Source organism: Desulfotruncus arcticus DSM 17038, from assembly GCF_900113335.1.
Taxonomy (GTDB): Bacteria; Bacillota; Desulfotomaculia; order Desulfotomaculales; family Desulfallaceae; genus Desulfotruncus; species Desulfotruncus arcticus.
In genome coordinates this window covers 19,154-35,945 of the sequence record NZ_FOOX01000023.1, presented here as the reverse complement: position 1 = coordinate 35,945, position 16,792 = coordinate 19,154, and the positions used below count along the sequence as shown (strand labels likewise).

Sequence of the window (16,792 nt, the reverse complement as noted above, 5' to 3'; positions counted from 1 at the left end):
CTGTGCAAACTCCTTTTTATGTACAAATTAGTTGTTATCATTAAAATTTCCTGTTTATTTGATAAAATTTTGAGGTTTATTTGAAAAAATGCCAAAATAACTATGGAAATATAGGTGTGGTATTCGATAAGTAGGGCATGTAAAAAAGCTGAGGTTTTTAGTTTTTTTTGTTTAAAAAAAATAATCGGGGAAATGATAAATGCAAAAGGGGGGTGTTGTAATGAGCAAAACATCTACGGCATTAATAATTAAATTCATTATGACTTTTGTCATGGCGGCCATTGTTTTCGAGTTATTAAACATGGGTAACGCTACTTGGTTTTGGGTATTTGTAGTTAGCCTTGTAGGTACTGCTTTAAATTATCTGTTGGGGGATCTTTATGTTCTTCCCAAATTCGGAAACATAGTGGCTTCTATTGGTGATGGTGTTCTAGCTGCCCTGGTGGCCTTTATAATTGATGCTTTGACCAGATTTTTTGATACAACTTTTGCTTCCCTGGTTTTATTTGCTTTGCTAATTGCCGTAGGAGAATATTTCTTCCACCAGTATCTTAAAGCATCGCCAGAGGTTGAACCGTAAGCTGTAAGAATCAATCTTCGTGCGGGCGGGGATTGGTTCTTTTTTTAGAAAACGGACATAATACACGCAATCCAAAAAGGAGGTTTTAAACGTGGCCAAGTCCAAAAAGAAATACAATAAAGAAAAGAAAACTATTAAAGTCCCAGGTGAAGATATCACATTAGAAAGCAGTAATAAGCAAACTACCGCTTTTAACGATCAGGGTACTAAAAATATTTAAAAGCACTGACACAAGCGCGCTAAAGGAACTGATTTAGCGCGCTTGTCATGTTAGGTAACAGATTATCGTTTAGCCTAATTCTTTGAAAACAATACCGGGGTTTTTTTCCTGGCAGTAGTTTAAGTTCCATTCAGACTGGAACAGCACCACCAGTCTTTCGTCCCGGTCCTGGGCCAGTTTGCTGCTCATGGGCCAGATTATACCGTTTTCTTCCCCGGGGCCACATTCGACCCAGCGGGCACACGAAAAGGGCAGTCTTTCTACCGAGGTATCAACGCCATACTCTGCCTTCAATCGTGCCACCACCACGTCAAATTGAAGTTCTCCCACCGCCGCCAGAATAGGTTCTTTGCGCAAACTGTCACGTAAGAACAGTACCTGGATGGCCCCTTCCTCTTCCAACTGTTCAAGCCCCTTGTTAAATTGCTTATACTTGGCAATCTGCTGATTGTGGAGAATGCAAAAATGTTCAGGCTGAAAACGCGGTATGGAGTCAAATTTGATGAGTTTACCTGAACATAACGTGTCACCTATGTTAAAAAGGCCGGGGTTGGCCAATCCTACCACATCACCCGGGTAAGCCTCCTCAACTATTTCTCGTTCCCGGGCAAAGAAGCGGTATGCACGGGGCATGCGCACTTTGCGCCCCAGCCGGGAATGATGCAGCAGCATATCCTTTTCGAAACGGCCGGAGCACACCCGCAGAAAAGCAACCCGGTCTCTGTGCATCGGGTCCATGTTAGCCTGGATTTTAAAAATTTGTCCGGAAAAATCCTGGTGGTCTGGTTCAATCATACCCTGGTCGCTGGCACGCGGCCCTGGTGCCGGCGCAAAATCAATGAGTGCCCGCAAAAAAGATTCCAGTCCGAAATTATTAATGGCACTGCCGAAAAACACCGGTGTAACCTCACCGGCCAAAAACATTTCCCGGCTGAAAGACGCGCCTGCCGCGTCCAGAAGCTCTGTTTCCTCTACCAGCTGCCTGTATTCAATTTCTCCGAGCAAACCGGCCAGCGCCGAGTCATGGATGTCGTGAACCTGAACGGGCGCTCTGCGCTGGCCGTGTTCGGTCCGCTCAAAAAGCAGCACCTGTTTGTTGATAAGATCATAAACACCCTTAAAAGTAGGCCCGTTGCCGATGGGCCAGTTCATTGGAACCGCTCCGATTCCCAGTGTTTGTTCAATTTCGTCCAGTAGGCCCAGTGGATCCTGTCCCGGGCGGTCCAGCTTATTTATAAAGGTAAGAATTGGTGTGTGGCGCAGCCGGCATACCTGGAACAATTTTTTAGTCTGTGGTTCAATTCCCTTGGCGCTGTCCAGCACCATCACCGCACTGTCCGTAACCATTAGTGTCCGGTAAGTATCCTCGCTGAAGTCCTGGTGTCCAGGGGTGTCCAGCAGGTTGATCCGGTATCCCATATAATCAAACTGCAGGGCGGCGGTAGTTATTGAGATGCCCCGCTGTTGCTCCAATTCCATCCAGTCGGAGGTGGCATGGTGCTGATTTTTACGGGCGCGTACAGCGCCGGCCAGGTCTACGGCGCCTGCATAAAGCAGCAGTTTTTCGGTTAAAGTGGTTTTGCCCGCGTCCGGGTGTGAGATTATCGCAAAGGTACGACGCCGGGATACTTCAAACACAAGTTCGTTTAGGTTTTTTGGGGCAGGTTGCTGTAGCATTAATACCTCCTGATGAAAGTTGTATTTTAACATTTATGAGGCAACTTGATAAAGATATGGCATATTGTGCATTACAACTATACACTATTTGCCCGATTATGATCAAGAATTTGAACTGCGTGACAGGTTCTAATGCTGACAAACACATCCAAGTTATTAACAGAATTTTCTGTTTTGTGGACAAATCTGTTAATAAACCTGAATAATTTAGAACCAGTTGCTGGAATTCATCATATCTTAACACATGAATAAGGAAAATGAATTTATTGGAGGACGTTTAAATGGCAAATCAGGACGAATTATATATAATCCAATCAAAAATCGATCAAGCTTTGAATTTGCTAAAAGATGCAGTAGATATCAGCATACCGCTTCTTGACAATGAGCAAAGAGGAGCAGTTATCGGTCTTTGGGAAGAATTTTTTGCCGAATTTTTAAGTCATATTAATAAAAAGGGGCAAAAAACGGGTTATAACCTAATTTCTTTAATTTCACTAATGCGGTTAATGCAAGGTTAACTGCATAACCATGCTGATTTTGCTCTGTTAGAATCAAATTTTTATTATTGTTTGCTTGAAAATGCACGAAAATCATGCAATATCAAGTGATGTCCAAGCATATAGCGCCGTGAAGGGAATGTTTACATCCGGCTTTATTATGTATAATGGAGTAAAACGGAGTTAATATTTATGACACTTTTACAAGCGGATAGTAGTATGAAGTCGAAGCCGGAATATTTTTTGCCCGGTAGCGCCATATTTTGGCGAGCTACTCTGGCTCTGTTTATCGCATCTTTTTTAACCTTTGCCAATGTTTATATAACACAGCCACTGCTGCCCCTACTGGTTGAAGAGTTTAAAGTGTCACCTGCTGCGTCCAGTCTTACCATTTCCCTAACAATATTCGCACTGGGTTTAACCATGCTTATTTTAGGTCCGGTATCAGACGCCTTGGGACGCCGTCCGGTAATGTTGTGGACTATGGCCCTTGCGGCTGTGCCTGCCCTGCTGGCTCCCCTGGTTACGTCATTTAATATGCTGTTGCTTATTCGAATTGCCCAGGGAATTTTTTTGGCTGGCTTGCCCTCAGTGGCTATGGCTTACCTGGGTGAAGAGTTTTCACCCAGGGCGCTGGGGCTGGCAGTAGGCTTATATATCAGCGGCAATTCAATTGGCGGCATGAGCGGGCGGATAATCAGCGGCATGATGGCGGATGCCTACTCCTGGCGGATGTCCTTCGTGGTTATGGGGGCTATAGGGGTGCTGGGGGTGATTTTTTTTTACTATTTACTACCACCTTCCAAACACTTTTCGCCCCGGCCGGCCGGTCTTAAAAAAAGCGCGGCAGACCTTTTAGGGCATTTAAAAAATCCGGCTCTGTTAAAGGCTTACGGTATAGCTTTTGTGATTATGTTTTCCTTTGTGGGCATCTACAATTACATTACCTTCCGGCTGAGCGGGCCGTTATACAACCTCTCACCGACTGCTTTAGGGTGGATTTTCCTAACTTACCTGTCCGGTACAGTTAGTTCCACCGTCGCGGGGAGGTTTATCGACGTAGTCGGAAACAGGGCGGCGGTTATTCTGGGGGTAAGCATTGCCCTCGCCGGGTTGCTTATCTTGGCTATGCCTTCGTTGTGGGTGATTATTGGGGGGCTTCTGGTTTTTAGCTTTGGATTTTTTGCCACTCATGCTGCGGCCAGTGCCTGGGTTAATGCCAAAGCAGTGGAGGCTAGGGCGGGTGCAATGGGATTATACCTTGTTTTTTATTATACAGGCGGCAGTTTTGGCAGTACCGGGCTGGGTTTTTTATGGCATTACCGGGGGTGGCCGGGTGTTACCGCCGGAGTTGCAGCGGTATTGGCAGTTGGTCTTTTTCTGGGCTTTTGCTTGCGTGAAAACAATAATAAACATACAAATGGAGGCTAATATGTTTTTCAGGTCAATAATTCTTTTTATTCTGGCCGGTTTGGCCGAAATCGCAGGTGGCTATTTAATTTGGATCTGGCTGCGGGAAGGGGCAGGTGTAATCTGGGGCCTAACCGGCGGTGTGGTATTGATAGTCTACGGGGTGATACCCACACTGCAGAATTTTCCCGATTTTGGGCGTATATACGCAGCGTACGGGGGCGTGTTTATAATCATGTCCATTTTATGGGGCTGGTGGGTTGACGGGGTAACTCCCGATTATTATGATTGGCTTGGCACATTTGTGGCTTTAATTGGAACGGCAATAATCTTGTGGTCCCCTCGCAGGGGACAGGAAAGGGAGGCTGCCGGCCAATGATTAAATCAGCGGTGCTCTTTGTCCTGGCCGGTTTGGCCGAAATAGGCGGTGGGTATTTGGTTTGGTTGTGGCTGCGCGAGCAAAAGGGGCTATGGCTGGGTATTATCGGGGCTGTGATCCTGGTAGTATATGGTGTTATACCAACCTTACAGGAATACCCTCATTTCGGCAGGGTATATGCGGCCTACGGCGGCGTTTTTATTGTTTTGTCCTTGTTATGGGGATGGTTCATTGACAAAAAAAAGCCCGACAAATATGACTGGGCCGGTTCTTGCGTTGCTCTTATCGGCGCTGCAATAATTATCTGGACTCCAAGGTAATATAAAAACCCTACGTCATGTTTAATGGCACCTGTGCCTGCATTGCCCATAACAATCTCTTTTCTACCTCATACCAGTTAACTAACTGCCACCAGGCTTTTACATAGTCCCCGCGCCGGTACTGATAATCGAGGTAATAGGCATGCTCCCATACATCCAACACCAGAATGGGTATGCCACCCCACTGGGTCAGATTCTGATGCTTTTCGGCAGTGAGAATCTCCATGTGTCTCCAGGCCGGCTGCCAAATTAGCACCGCCCAGCCGGATGCTTCCACCTGTTCAGCAGCCTTTGTGAACTGCTCCCTGAAATTTAAAAAATTACCGAAATAATAATTTATATTAGCCTGTGTCTGGGAGCCAGGCTGCCCGCCCTGACCGATGGCGGCCATTATCGTCCAGTAGATACTGTGCAGTATATGGCCCGAACCATTGAAAGCCAGCTCTCGTGCCCAATGTTTTACCAGAGAAAAATCCTTGTTCTGCCGTGCTTCTACTAACTTTAATTCAGCCTTATTTAATCCTTCAACGTAAGCTTTATGGTGACGGTTGTGGTGGTAGGTCAATGTTTTGGAACTGATCACCGGCTCAAGAGCGTTATAGGCATACGGTAGTGGCGGTAACTGGTGGCCGCCGGGTGGTACAGCATAATAATTCATAATCAATAACCCCCTCTTGTTATAATAGCTATGTTTCCCAATATTATATTCATCTCTAAAAAATTTGTTGCGTTTATCCCGGCGTTAGATGGCATGCAGTCTAACTGGCAGTGGGAATGCGAAGTGAGCAGGCAGAGTCGGTTTATAGCGTGGGTCGTAATAAAATGCCAAGGCCTCCGGGGAAAACCCCGGAGGCCTTGGCATTAGTGGAGCCGACGGTCGGATTTGAACCGACGACCTGCGCATTACGAGTGCGCTGCTCTACCCCTGAGCCACGCCGGCAATATAAAATTGCGCAATGTATATGATAATATTTTTACTTGTTTCTGTCAAGAAACTAGTTATGGTAATAAAGAGATTTATTAATTTTACCACAAAAGCTGGTAAAATTTCCTGTATTGTAATACAGGTACCTTATTAACAATTGAAGAAATTATTAATATATAAAAGAGAATCATATAATTTTGGCGGTGATATAATGATATTCTCATTTGGCATGCAAAATAAAACGGTCAGGCAACTGAGAAAGAACCAGAACCTGACGGCAAAAGAGGTAGCCTGGAAATTAAAATTGGATACTATAGACATATTAAAAGTAGACGATATGAAATTAAAGGATGTGCCTGAGCCTTTGAAAACCAAAATTACACCTGTTTTAAGAGGGGATAGTTTGAATAAAGTCCCCTGGTAGTGGAATCATTATGCATTATTGGGTTTTTAGCACTTTTAGGGATGGTTCCTTGATCCCAATATTATAATGTTTAATATGGTATTTATTATAGAGTTCCTCCATGTCACCAAGGGCCAGTAAAACAATCTCCAGACCGATAACGATCTCTTGCAGGTTGTTTTTTGCCCATCTGGGGTGGTCAATTTCTATAGTTAATTCGGTGTTATCCCTAATTATTGAAACAAGGTTTTTTATCGCAAGGATCAAGCTTAATTCTTTGCTATATGACATCTTAGTTCCCTCCTTAGGCTTTTAAAAAATATATGGAAGAGATATTAATTATCTATTAACAAAATATGTAAAATTTTTTAAATTTAGCTTATAGATAAAAATTCTTTTTTAAGCACAAAGTTTTATTATGATAGGTTATTTCTTTTGATTTGTTGAATTTGGTCCCGACTTCATTGCGAACAAAAAAAACCCCCTTTCGGGGATCTGGGAGAGGGGGAAATGATTATGCTATTAAAAATTTAATGCAAAATTACATTCCTTATTACCTTACAATAAGAACCGGGCAGGATGCGTGACGAACGACACGCCTGCTAACACTTCCCATAATAAAACCGCTTAATGCCCCAAGACCGCGGTTGCCGATTACAACCAGATCGTATTGCCCTTTCTTGGCCTTGGTGATTATTTCAGTTGACGGATCTCCAACTATCATGTCGGTATCAACCTGAACATTAAATGAGATCAGATCATTTTTGGCTTCATCCAGTGTATGGTTGCCTTCTTCTATAATTCCATCAATTAATTGTTGTTCGTAAATGCTGGTCCTTATTGTTGAGGGTAGTGGTGCTACCACATGAAACAAGGTAATCGTGGCTTCAAACTTTAAAGCCAATTCTGCTGCTTGTTTAATGGCTTTTTGTGATATGTCTGAGCCGTCTACTGCGACTAGAATTTTTTTATACACAACCTCCAACTCCTTTGTGTTATATTTCACTATTGTTAATTGATTAAATTATAATAGTCTGTGAAAGTGATGTCAATCACAATTATTAAAAATTGCACTGTATTTTTTTAAAAATTACCGGCATTACATCAACACAAAATTAAGCCCCTAAAGAAAGGGGTTTTAGCTAAAGTTTGATGAAAATTACAGGCTATAATAGGCCAAACCGATCACATTGGGGCCGACATGCGTTCCTATGACAGAGACGAATTCAGAATTAATTATATTATCATTGTCAATCTTTTGATTAATTTTTTGTTCAAGAAGAGAAAGAGATGCGCTGTCGTTGCCGTGGATTAATAGTAATAAAAAATTGAATTAAGGGTATTAATAACATTGGTTTAGTTAAAATTTATTGGGGGGATTAATGTTGACAGTTTCCACTCAGGTTAAGCAAACCCTGGCTGCTTTAAAGAGTGCACAGGCAAATATGGAAAGTTTCGCTATGCAAACGCAGAACCAGCAGGCCAAGAACTTATATTCCAATGCGGCCCAACAAACTCAAACCATTATTGACAGTCTGGAGCCAAGGGTCACTGCAATGGAAAGCGAGGAGCCCCAATATAAGGGGTTTTAGCTGAAACAGCCGGATCTTATGGATCCGGTTTTTTCTGTATATAATTATTAATTCATATGCAAAATAAAAACTGAGGCAGGTGATTTCGTATGACCATAAGCGGGCAGGTTAAACAAACAGCAGCCAGTCTAAAAGGAATTGAAGCAACTTTAGATGCAATTATAGCTATTGAACATAACCAAAAAGAAAGGCAGCTGCTGAAACAAAATAGAGCCAAAATCCAAAGTGTGGCCAAGAATTTAGAAAAGAGGATCAGTGCATTAGAATTTGAAGAGCCACAATATAAAGGTTTTTAGATTATTATAGGGGATGCAAATAAATGCCAGAATGGTTGATAATATTATTTCGATCCGCCGGCTTATTCATTATTGCCTTAGTTCTGATCCGCCTGATCGGCAAAAGGCAAACAGCCCGTTTAACATTTTTTGATTTAATAACCGGTATTGTTATCGGGGTTATTGTAGCCGCAATTTCATTGGGTTTGGTAAATCTAACATATGGGTTGGTTGCCCTGGTGATTTGGACGGCGTTTCCGGCATTAATCTATCTATTATCAATTAAATCTAAAATAGTCAGGGATATTATCCAAGGAAAGGAAACCGTCCTGATAAATCATGGAAAAGTTCTGGAGGATAAATTAATGGAAGCCCGGTATACACCGGAAGATTTACTGAGCCAATTGCGCAAGAAAGATGTATTTAATTTTGCCGATGTGGAGTTTGCGGTTCTGGAACCAACCGGGGATGTAAGTGTTTTGTTGAAGAAAGATAACCAACCTCTTACACCAAAAACAATTGATTTAAAAGTTGGTCAGGAGAGTGTGCCGCAAACGGTAATGATGGATGGAGTGATCATGGACGAGCCATTGACTGCAATGGGGCTGAACAGGGGATGGCTGCACACTGAGCTGGAGAAAGCCGGTGTGGCACCGGAAAATGTTTTTATAGCTCAGGTTGATTCCGCCGGACAATTGTATTTAGATCTTTTTGATGATGCCATCCAGGTGCCTAAACCTAAGATAAAAGACTTGCTTTTTACCACTCTAAAGAAATGCCAGGCTGATTGCGAGTTATACGCGCTGGGTACTAAAAGCCCGGAAGCAAAAAAAATGTACGGGCGGTCATCTCAAACACTGGCGGAAGTTATCGGCGATTTGGAGCCTTATATGAAAAGATAGGGGTTGAAAGTATGTCCGATAAAAAAAAGAAGAAATTAACTCCGGTGCAGCAGCAGTACCAGTCCTTTTCCAAAGCCAGGGAGCCACAGAGACCGGTACTGTTAAACTGCGTAAAGGCTTTTTTAGTGGGCGGAGTTATCTGCGCTCTGGGGCAGGGGGTTTCGGATTTCTTTATTTGGAACTTTGATTTTACGGAAAAAACTGTCGGTAACCCCACTGTGGCTGTGATGATATTAATCTCGGTTATTTTAACGTCATTAGGCGTATATGATCATATAGCCCAGTTTGCCGGTGCGGGCACAGCGATACCCGTAACCGGATTTGCCAATTCCATGGCATCGGCGGCAATCGAGCACAGGAGTGAGGGGTTTGTGCTGGGAGTAGGTGGAAACATGTTTAAACTGGCGGGATCGGTAATCGTTTTTGGCGTTTTTGCCGCGTTTATAGTTGCTTTAATCAAAACAACACTGGCTTTATTAGGGGGATCATAAAGGTGCTTCAAGGTCACCAAACCTGGGTGTTTAATAACAAGCCCACCATTTTAGCAACAGCTGCCGTGGGCGGCCCTTATGAGGCCGAGGGGCCTTTGGCGGAGGATTTTGACACTCTCCACGGCGATCTGTGGATGGGGCAGGACAGTTATGAAAAAGCAGAAAGAAAAATGGTGGAAGAAGCTTGTGAGATAGCAATCCGCAAAGCCGGGAAACAAAAACAGGATGTTCAGTTTTTTTTATGTGGGGACCTGTTGAACCAGATTATTTCCAGCAGTTTTGCCGCCAGGACACTGGCTGTTCCTTTTCTTGGCCTGTACGGAGCTTGTTCCAGTTCTATGGAAAGCCTTGCCCTGGGTTCTTTGATTGTCGATAGCAAATCAGGCAACAATGTTATTTGCGGTGCCGTCAGCCACAATGCAGCGGTTGAGAAACAATTCCGGTATCCCACTGAATATGGCGCTCAAAAGCCGCCAACGGCCCAATGGACCGTTACCGGTGCAGGTATGGCTCTGCTCGGTGATAAAGGGGACGGGCCCAGGGTTACTTCCGCCACCATAGGCAAAATAGTGGATATGGGGATTAGCGACCCCTATAACATGGGTGGAGCTATGGCCCCGGCTGCGGTGGATACAATTACAGCCCATTTTAGAGATTTAGGCATTTCAGCCCAAAATTATGATCTTATTGCAACGGGGGATTTAGGCCGCGTCGGCCATAATATTGCCGCTGATTTATTTAAAAAACATGGTCTGGTTGTACCGGCCGAAATTTTTACGGATTGCGGGCTGATGATTTATAAAAAAGACCAGCCTAATGTTTTTGCCGGGGGCAGCGGGTGCGGCTGCTCTGCTACGGTTACATTTGGACATATTATCAACAGGATGAAAAAAGGTGAACTACATAAGGTTTTAATCGTTGCCACCGGGGCGCTGTTATCCCCACTGTCTTACCAGCAAAAGGAAAGTATACCCTGCATTGCGCATGCAGTAGCTATTGAGTATAACTAAAAACAACTGATTACATCCTCTGGGGAGTGGTTTTGTGGAAGCTTATTTTTGGGCTTTTGTTGTTGGAGGGCTTATTTGTGTGGTTGGACAGCTTTTGCTGGATGTGGGCAAATTAACTCCTGCCCATACAGTAAGCACTCTGGTTGTTGCGGGGGCCGTACTTGCCGGATTTGATTTATATGAGCCCCTGATAGATTTTGCCGGTGCCGGGGCGACAGTTCCTATTACCAGTTTTGGGAATTCTCTTGTGCATGGCGCTATGGCTGAAGCAGAAAGAACAGGCATAGTTGGCATCCTTACCGGGATATTTGAAGTAACCAGTGCGGGTATTTCTGCGGCAATTATTTTTAGTTTTTTAGCTGCGTTGTTATTTAAGTCTAAAGGTTAAGCCAAGGTTTGAGCAAAGGGTGATATGATGAAAAAAAATACAAGCGCCATAATAATAGCAGCACTTACAATATTATTACTTACGCTGAATATAGGCTGTTCTGCACTAACCGGGCCCGAAAAGAAGCCCCGGGCAGAAAAAACAAAAAGCGGCTCAGCAGAAAAAGTTCAAGTTGATCATGAAACAGCCGAGCAAATCAAGCAGATTTCCCAAAAGGTAAAAGGCGTGGATGAAGTAACTGCTGTTGTTGTTAATAAGGATGTATCAGTTGCTTTAAAGGTTAGCGGGGTTGACAGATTGCGTTTAAAACAAATTAAAAAAGAAGTACAGGATAAGATAATGGCAACTGTGGGAAAAGACGATGAGATTCATGTAACTACCGATAAAAAGCTATTTTCAGAAATTCAAAAGTTGGAACAACAGATAAAAACAAGTGCTGGGGATAAAGCATTTGATAAAAAATTGACAGATATAAAAAATAAGGTAAGCAAGATAAACGAGGACATGCAGGGATAAAATTTTACGGAGGCGTAAGCTATTTTACGCCTCCGTATCCTGTCCTGAAGAAAAATCATCGGCAAATTTGTAATAAGGAATAAAACCGGAATTAATTGTTACTTCATTTAAATAAAAAGTTGGGTCGTCGGTATGCTCTTTATCGTAATCTTGCACAGTTTATCACCTCGATTATAGGTATGCCTTTATTCCTGCTATTTTATTCGGCTTTTTGTTCACCGGTGAATAGTTAATCAAAATAAGGACGGAACAAATCCGTCCTTATTTTGATAAAAATATTTATTTTTAATGCAATTTATCTTCTAAAGCATTCCCTGCAATAAACCGGTTTATCACCACTTGGTTTAAATGGAACTTCAGTTTCTTTGCCGCAATTGGAACAAACTGCGGGGAACATCTGACGCTGTTGACGATAGTTGCCGCCACCGCCGAAACCGCCTTGACGGTTGGCTTTTCTGGCTGCACGGCACTGTGGGCAACGGCTGGGATCGTTGGTAAAGCCTTTTTCTGCAAAAAATTCTTGTTCAGACGCTGAAAAAACAAAATCAACACCACAGTCACGGCAAGTTAAAGTACGGTCTTGAAACATTCAAAATCTCCTCCTAAAGTGTTTTATCCATTGGCTGAAGGAAACGCCGACCCGCCCTAAACCAATGAAAAACCACAAGGGGAGAATGCATTAACCTAACCATGGAATTTAATTAACTTTACCACGTAAAGCGCGCGCTGTCAAAGTTATAACCAATAAATGTTTGCCAGCAAGGTTGCCATGTCGCTTCGCTATTCCTCACCTCGATTAGAGCAATTATTACTGGCTGTTAGGAACTAATACCTGGTTTTTAGTGTCCTAATATAAGCAAGAATTTTATCTGCTTGACTGGATAGCACATATCAGAAATATTTGCAAGAGTGTCATATTTTTTTGTTTTGATGTGTTTTAATTTAAGGTGTATTTTGTATTTTTTAAAGGGGGTGCGTATGGCAAGCTAAAAGTTTTGAAACAAAACTATCTAAGCGTACATGCGCAGTTTTTAAAAAGAGGATTTTTTGGGAACAAAATAATTTTAAAGATGAGGTGTTCTTTTGAAGAAAAAATTTTTTGTTATCATTTCGCTGGTATTAGTGATGTTGTCAGCATCCCTGCCTGCTTTTGCCGCAAATGATATGAAGCTGCAGGTAAACGATGATCTGGTGCCGTCACCCGGTATATCCATGATTAATGGTTCCAGCATGATCCCCGTGGATATATATGCCGCTTTTTCGGGTGCTGATGTTCAGTGGGAATCTGAAAATGACTTTGTTATTAAAGAGAACGACACGACCATGAAGCTTACAGTTGGGAAAAAGGAAGCAATGCTGGCTGACAAATCGTTGATGCTGACCGCTGAACCAACGAAAGCGGGGGATAAAGTTTTAATTCCCCTCCGTTCTGTGAGTAATGCCTTTGGTTTTGAAGTTGGCTTGGTAAATGATCAAGGGATGACTACATTAAAACGCAGTGAGACCAGGGATGGCATGACAGTATCTGACGTTCTGGCAAAATCTACAGCTGCGGTACAGGAATTTAATACGTATTCCATGGACGGACAGTTTAACATTAACATGAATATAGCGGCGGACGGGAAGATTGATGAAACGGCTCCCCAAAACATTACCTCTAAATTAACCGGCCAAATGCAAAACGATCCGTTTCAGATTTATATGAAACAGACGCTAGCTCCTGTGGATGGAGAAACTGTCCAGCCAATGGATGTTGAAACCTACATGACCCAGGAAAAAATGTACATTAAAGCCCCCGGTCAGGATTGGCTCGTCCAGGATATGCCGTTTTCTCCGGAATTTTGGAAACAGCAGCAGGACATTCAGTCCGACCCGTTGAAGGCTGCCGAGCAGATGAAAGAAATGGGGATACTGTTGAACTTTGGTAACGATGTAACAGTAAACGATCAAGAATATTATGTAGTAAACGCCACTTTAGACATGGAAAAGTTTAAGGAAGGTTATCAAAAAATTATTCAGCAGGCGACCCAGGCTTTGCCGCAAGAATCAAACGATACTGCTGATTTGCAGCAGCAAATGCAGAAACTCTTTGAGACTGCCAAATTGGATTATAACTATTCGGTGCTGATCAATAAGGAAACTTTTATCACTGATATAATTAATTTTGATGCACGGTTAGAAATGTTATTAGACAATCCGGCACCTGCAAAAGCCGAAGGGGAACAAAATGATAGCCAGCCACAACAGGTTAAAATCGACATGAAATATAGTGGCAACATTAACATTACCGAACCTGGTGGTTCATTCACTGCCCCTGATGTTAGTACCGCTGTTGAGATGAAAATGCCTCAACAGCTAACGCCAAATGATTAACAGGTTAGTATAAAATATAAAATTTAAAAAATTATCAAAAGCAAGGGTGTTGTTTAATGAACACTCCCTTGCTTTTGTTATTATTTTAAGGTGATAATCTCTATCTAATACTGGTTTATGGTATAATACTCCATAAAAAATATTCAGGAGTATTCTATATGAATTTTTTTAGTTTGATGAAGTTTAATAAGCTAGAGGGTAAAACTATCAGGGAAATAGAAGAAGAACATTTAAACGGTGGAGAGAGTTATGGGGTTTTGTTTACTTTTGGTGCTGGAGCAATATTATTGTTGCTGGTATTTTTTATCGGGTGGCAAATCAACTCAAAAATAGCTAATTTAAGGGTTGAAAATAAAAACCTTGTTGTAGAAAATACTGTACTTAAAGAAGAAGTTAACCAACTTAATAATCAGTTGGCCAGTATAAGAATGACGGAAAATTTACCTGAACCGGAAATAAAACCAGAAGTATCAGCCCAAAATGAGTATTTTTTTTATGAAATAAAGCCTAGAGATACCCTGGGGGATATTTCAAATGAGTATTACGGAGTGCCTACTTATGCTCCTGAATTGGCTAAACTAAACGGGCTAAGTGTCAATTCCACACTGCGAGTCGGCCAAATTATCAAGGTGCCAATAAAGCCGGATAAATTAAAAAGTTAGCTGTTGTACCCGACAGCCGTTTGGAAACCCGGGTAACAATACTCAGGTTTTAATATTTGAATCGCACCAAAAAAGTTGTTCCGCTACTACCTGTTTCCACTTCAATACTTGCTTTGTGTCTTGCGGCTATGCTGTAACAAACCGCTAACCCCAAGCCTGTCCCGTTGTCCTTGGTTGTGAAAAAAGGGGTGCCCAGCTTATCAAGCAGGCTGGTTTCAATTCCTTTGCCTTCATCTTTGACAGAAAGAATAACATCTTGTTTATCAGCAAAAGTTTTAATAGTAATCTTACCACTGGAATCCATAGATTCTATACCGTTTTTTACGAGGTTGAGCAGAAGTTGCCGTATTTCTTTTTCATTCAGAGGGATATCCCGGATATCGTGCAATTCTAGTTCAATATACTTATCAAGCAGCATGGCATCTGCTTGAATTAAAGGGAAAATAGACTTGATAATATGATTAAGATTAGATACCTGTAAGTCAATTGGCTTGTTTTTAGTGAGGGAAAGAAATTCTGTAATTATCGAATTGGCACGATCTAATTCGTCAATCATTATGTCAAAGTAATCTTCGTATTGTACACATCCGTTTTTATTTTTTAAAATTTGTAAGAATCCCCTTATAGTGGTCATAGGGTTTCTAATTTCATGACCTATGCCGGCAGCCATCTCTCCAATTAGGTTTAATCTATCGAGGCTGGCCATTTCCTTTTCAAATTGCTTGCGTTGGTTAATATTACGGGTACAAAAGATAATTCCGGCAATTTCACCCTTTTCAGTATCAACGTTGATGTTAGATTCCATCCACATATGATCGCCGTTTATATGCCTTAGGCGGAATTCAATTTTGCCCGGTATTGATGTTTGAATCACTCCTTGGATGGCATTCTTCATTGTATTAATATCATCGGGATGCAGAAAATCGATAATTGATTTTCCTATTAAATCTTTTGGTTGGTAGCCTAAATTGCTTTGGTGGGATGGGCTGGCATATTCAAATACCCCATTAACGTTTAATTGGCTAATCATATCCAGCATATTCTCCGTTATGCGGCGAAAACGTTTTTCACTTTTCCTTAGTGCTTGATATGCTTTTTTATGTTCTAGGGCGTTTGCAAATATGTCCCCAACAATTCTTAGTAAGCCTATGATTTCTTTTGACAGTAAAGATTTTTCAGAACGGACAAAATCAAACCCAAGAAAACCTATTAGAGATTTTCCGTAAACCATTGGAACAACTACTAAAGATTTTATATTTTGCGCCTGCAGAATTCTTTTTTCAGCATAATTATTAGCTTTAAGATTGTCTACAGAAGGTATGTAAATGTATTCAAAACGTCTAAGTTTATCGATCCACCATGGAGTTACCAGATCTGGTTTAAGGTCTTTTAAATTATCAATTTGCGGGTCAATTCCATCAACGCACCATTCATGGGTGTTATCCATACGGGTGCCGTTTTTTTCATAAAATAGAAATACATAACTGCGATCCGCTTCTGCAAATCCCCCGATTTTTTTTAAAGCCATGTTGATCCCTTGATCAATCTTTTCCTGTGGAAGATTAATAAATTGGGTTGAAATACTGGTAATAAGTGTTTCAAATTGGATACGGTGTAAAAGTTTTTTTTCTGTCTCTTTAACATCATTGATATCTATAAACATTTCACAACGAACTATGCGCCCGTCTATCCATGGGATTGCTTTGTCAACACAGCGGTACCACCTCTGGTCAATCAAGTTTTTATATTCCCTGGTGTGGGGTTTCCCTTGATTTTCACCCATAATAAAATTATTGGTGCAGAAGGGGCAGGGAGCGTCCAGCCCCTGTAACGCTTTGTGGCACTTCTGTCCTATTAAATTACCGTACTTTTTGATAAATGTGTTATTAGCGTATAAAATATCATATGTATGAGGATCTGATATATATATACATTCAGCAAGATTATTGCACACGGTCAAATCAAGTATTTTTTGGTGTTCTAAATCATGATTTTCCTGATCTTTGATATGATTGAAGAAGGTTTCGTTTTTCATTACTTATTCCCCCTGAATGTAAAGCAATAAATACTAGTTTTTTTGATTAATTTCAAGCAATTACCTTCCGATTATATGTCGAAATGTGACATTTTAAAAATATTTACCTCATTTCTGGGAATTACCTATTGGTATAT

The 16,792-nt window shown here is 41.7% G+C and carries 24 protein-coding genes and 1 tRNA gene; 16 read left to right on the top strand and 9 right to left on the bottom strand.

Annotated elements, in window-relative coordinates; genetic code table 11:
* The first annotated feature begins 220 nt into the window (after nt 1–220).
* Nucleotides 221–580: a DUF2512 family protein gene (locus tag BM056_RS22820; protein WP_092474946.1), complete on the top strand. Its 360-nt coding sequence runs from the start codon at nt 221–223 to the stop codon at nt 578–580.
* A gap of 91 nt (nt 581–671) precedes the next feature.
* A complete protein-coding gene (locus BM056_RS27435) occupies nt 672–800 on the top strand; it encodes a hypothetical protein (protein ID WP_274377584.1) in 129 nt (42 codons plus the stop codon).
* 69 nt (nt 801–869) lie between these two features.
* Here the strand turns inward: BM056_RS27435 and BM056_RS22815 are convergent, their stop codons facing one another.
* Nucleotides 870–2,477, bottom strand: coding sequence for a peptide chain release factor 3 (locus BM056_RS22815; protein WP_092474944.1), 1,608 nt, complete (start codon nt 2,475–2,477; stop codon nt 870–872).
* A 281-nt stretch (nt 2,478–2,758) separates the two neighbouring features.
* On the opposite strand from BM056_RS22815, the gene BM056_RS22810 reads away from it, so the two are divergent.
* The 4 genes from BM056_RS22810 to BM056_RS22795 all read left to right on the top strand — a co-directional run bounded on the left by BM056_RS22810 (nt 2,759) and on the right by BM056_RS22795 (nt 5,083).
* Nucleotides 2,759–2,995, top strand: a complete 237-nt coding sequence (locus BM056_RS22810; protein ID WP_092474941.1) for a hypothetical protein — start codon at nt 2,759–2,761, stop codon at nt 2,993–2,995.
* Between the two features lie 171 nt (nt 2,996–3,166).
* On the top strand, nt 3,167–4,405 hold the full coding sequence (locus BM056_RS22805) for an MFS transporter (protein WP_092474937.1): 1,239 nt from the start codon (nt 3,167–3,169) through the stop codon (nt 4,403–4,405).
* A 1-nt stretch (nt 4,406) separates the two neighbouring features.
* Nucleotides 4,407–4,763, top strand: a complete 357-nt coding sequence (locus BM056_RS22800; RefSeq protein ID WP_092474934.1) for a YnfA family protein — start codon at nt 4,407–4,409, stop codon at nt 4,761–4,763.
* Nucleotides 4,760–5,083 carry a YnfA family protein gene (locus BM056_RS22795; protein ID WP_092474929.1) on the top strand — a complete coding sequence of 108 codons (324 nt, stop codon included), beginning with the start codon at nt 4,760–4,762 and terminating at the stop codon, nt 5,081–5,083. Before BM056_RS22800 ends, BM056_RS22795 begins: the two co-directional genes overlap by 4 nt.
* Before the next feature lie 10 nt (nt 5,084–5,093).
* Here BM056_RS22795 and BM056_RS22790 read toward each other — a convergent pair whose 3' ends face one another.
* Entirely contained in the window at nt 5,094–5,741 is a 648-nt protein-coding gene (locus BM056_RS22790; RefSeq protein ID WP_092474924.1) for a superoxide dismutase, read from the bottom strand.
* A 207-nt stretch (nt 5,742–5,948) separates the two neighbouring features.
* Nucleotides 5,949–6,023 (bottom strand) — tRNA-Thr (locus BM056_RS22785).
* 196 nt (nt 6,024–6,219) lie between these two features.
* Here BM056_RS22785 and BM056_RS22780 point away from each other — a divergent pair.
* On the top strand, nt 6,220–6,432 hold the full coding sequence (locus BM056_RS22780) for a transcriptional regulator (protein WP_092474921.1): 213 nt from the start codon (nt 6,220–6,222) through the stop codon (nt 6,430–6,432).
* A 15-nt stretch (nt 6,433–6,447) separates the two neighbouring features.
* On the opposite strand, the gene BM056_RS22775 is transcribed toward BM056_RS22780, so the two are convergent.
* From BM056_RS22775 to BM056_RS27730, 3 genes are all read right to left on the bottom strand, one after another.
* The gene (locus BM056_RS22775; RefSeq protein ID WP_092474918.1) at nt 6,448–6,702 is read right to left on the bottom strand and encodes a hypothetical protein; all 255 of its coding nucleotides are present in this window, start codon (nt 6,700–6,702) and stop codon (nt 6,448–6,450) included.
* 262 nt (nt 6,703–6,964) lie between these two features.
* Nucleotides 6,965–7,417, bottom strand: a complete 453-nt coding sequence (locus BM056_RS22770) for a universal stress protein (protein WP_238456619.1) — start codon at nt 7,415–7,417, stop codon at nt 6,965–6,967.
* A gap of 153 nt (nt 7,418–7,570) precedes the next feature.
* Nucleotides 7,571–7,723, bottom strand: coding sequence for a DegV family protein (locus BM056_RS27730; protein WP_114319312.1), 153 nt, complete (start codon nt 7,721–7,723; stop codon nt 7,571–7,573).
* A 73-nt stretch (nt 7,724–7,796) separates the two neighbouring features.
* On the opposite strand from BM056_RS27730, the gene BM056_RS22765 reads away from it, so the two are divergent.
* From BM056_RS22765 to BM056_RS22735, 7 genes are all read left to right on the top strand, one after another.
* A complete protein-coding gene (locus tag BM056_RS22765; protein ID WP_092474913.1) occupies nt 7,797–8,003 on the top strand; it encodes a DUF1657 domain-containing protein in 207 nt (68 codons plus the stop codon).
* An 89-nt stretch (nt 8,004–8,092) separates the two neighbouring features.
* The gene (locus tag BM056_RS22760) at nt 8,093–8,299 is read left to right on the top strand and encodes a DUF1657 domain-containing protein (protein WP_092474911.1); all 207 of its coding nucleotides are present in this window, start codon (nt 8,093–8,095) and stop codon (nt 8,297–8,299) included.
* Nucleotides 8,300–8,322: 23 nt separating this feature from the next.
* Nucleotides 8,323–9,180 carry a DUF421 domain-containing protein gene (locus BM056_RS22755; protein ID WP_092474909.1) on the top strand — a complete coding sequence of 286 codons (858 nt, stop codon included), beginning with the start codon at nt 8,323–8,325 and terminating at the stop codon, nt 9,178–9,180.
* Between the two features lie 11 nt (nt 9,181–9,191).
* A complete protein-coding gene (gene spoVAC, locus BM056_RS22750) occupies nt 9,192–9,671 on the top strand; it encodes a stage V sporulation protein AC (protein WP_092474907.1) in 480 nt (159 codons plus the stop codon).
* 2 nt (nt 9,672–9,673) lie between these two features.
* Entirely contained in the window at nt 9,674–10,681 is a 1,008-nt protein-coding gene (spoVAD, locus tag BM056_RS22745; RefSeq protein WP_092474904.1) for a stage V sporulation protein AD, read from the top strand.
* A gap of 34 nt (nt 10,682–10,715) precedes the next feature.
* Nucleotides 10,716–11,069, top strand: coding sequence for a stage V sporulation protein AE (gene spoVAE, locus BM056_RS22740; RefSeq protein WP_092474900.1), 354 nt, complete (start codon nt 10,716–10,718; stop codon nt 11,067–11,069).
* Nucleotides 11,070–11,096: 27 nt separating this feature from the next.
* Complete coding sequence (locus BM056_RS22735; protein ID WP_165613678.1) at nt 11,097–11,585, top strand: YhcN/YlaJ family sporulation lipoprotein; 489 nt, start codon at nt 11,097–11,099, stop codon at nt 11,583–11,585.
* A 24-nt stretch (nt 11,586–11,609) separates the two neighbouring features.
* On the opposite strand, the gene BM056_RS27430 is transcribed toward BM056_RS22735, so the two are convergent.
* Entirely contained in the window at nt 11,610–11,741 is a 132-nt protein-coding gene (locus tag BM056_RS27430) for a hypothetical protein (protein ID WP_274377583.1), read from the bottom strand.
* Nucleotides 11,742–11,880: 139 nt separating this feature from the next.
* Nucleotides 11,881–12,174, bottom strand: a complete 294-nt coding sequence (locus BM056_RS22730; RefSeq protein ID WP_092474894.1) for a zinc-ribbon domain containing protein — start codon at nt 12,172–12,174, stop codon at nt 11,881–11,883.
* A gap of 494 nt (nt 12,175–12,668) precedes the next feature.
* Here BM056_RS22730 and BM056_RS22725 point away from each other — a divergent pair, with 494 nt between their 5' ends.
* Together BM056_RS22725 and BM056_RS22720 are read left to right on the top strand one after the other, a co-directional pair.
* Complete coding sequence (locus BM056_RS22725; protein WP_092474891.1) at nt 12,669–13,958, top strand: copper amine oxidase N-terminal domain-containing protein; 1,290 nt, start codon at nt 12,669–12,671, stop codon at nt 13,956–13,958.
* Nucleotides 13,959–14,116: 158 nt separating this feature from the next.
* Nucleotides 14,117–14,620 (top strand): LysM peptidoglycan-binding domain-containing protein, encoded by a 504-nt coding sequence (locus BM056_RS22720; protein ID WP_092474887.1) that lies wholly within the window; start codon nt 14,117–14,119, stop codon nt 14,618–14,620.
* Between the two features lie 49 nt (nt 14,621–14,669).
* On the opposite strand, the gene BM056_RS22715 is transcribed toward BM056_RS22720, so the two are convergent.
* Nucleotides 14,670–16,655: a sensor histidine kinase gene (locus BM056_RS22715; RefSeq protein ID WP_092474882.1), complete on the bottom strand. Its 1,986-nt coding sequence runs from the start codon at nt 16,653–16,655 to the stop codon at nt 14,670–14,672.
* Between the last annotated feature and the right edge of the window lie 137 nt (nt 16,656–16,792).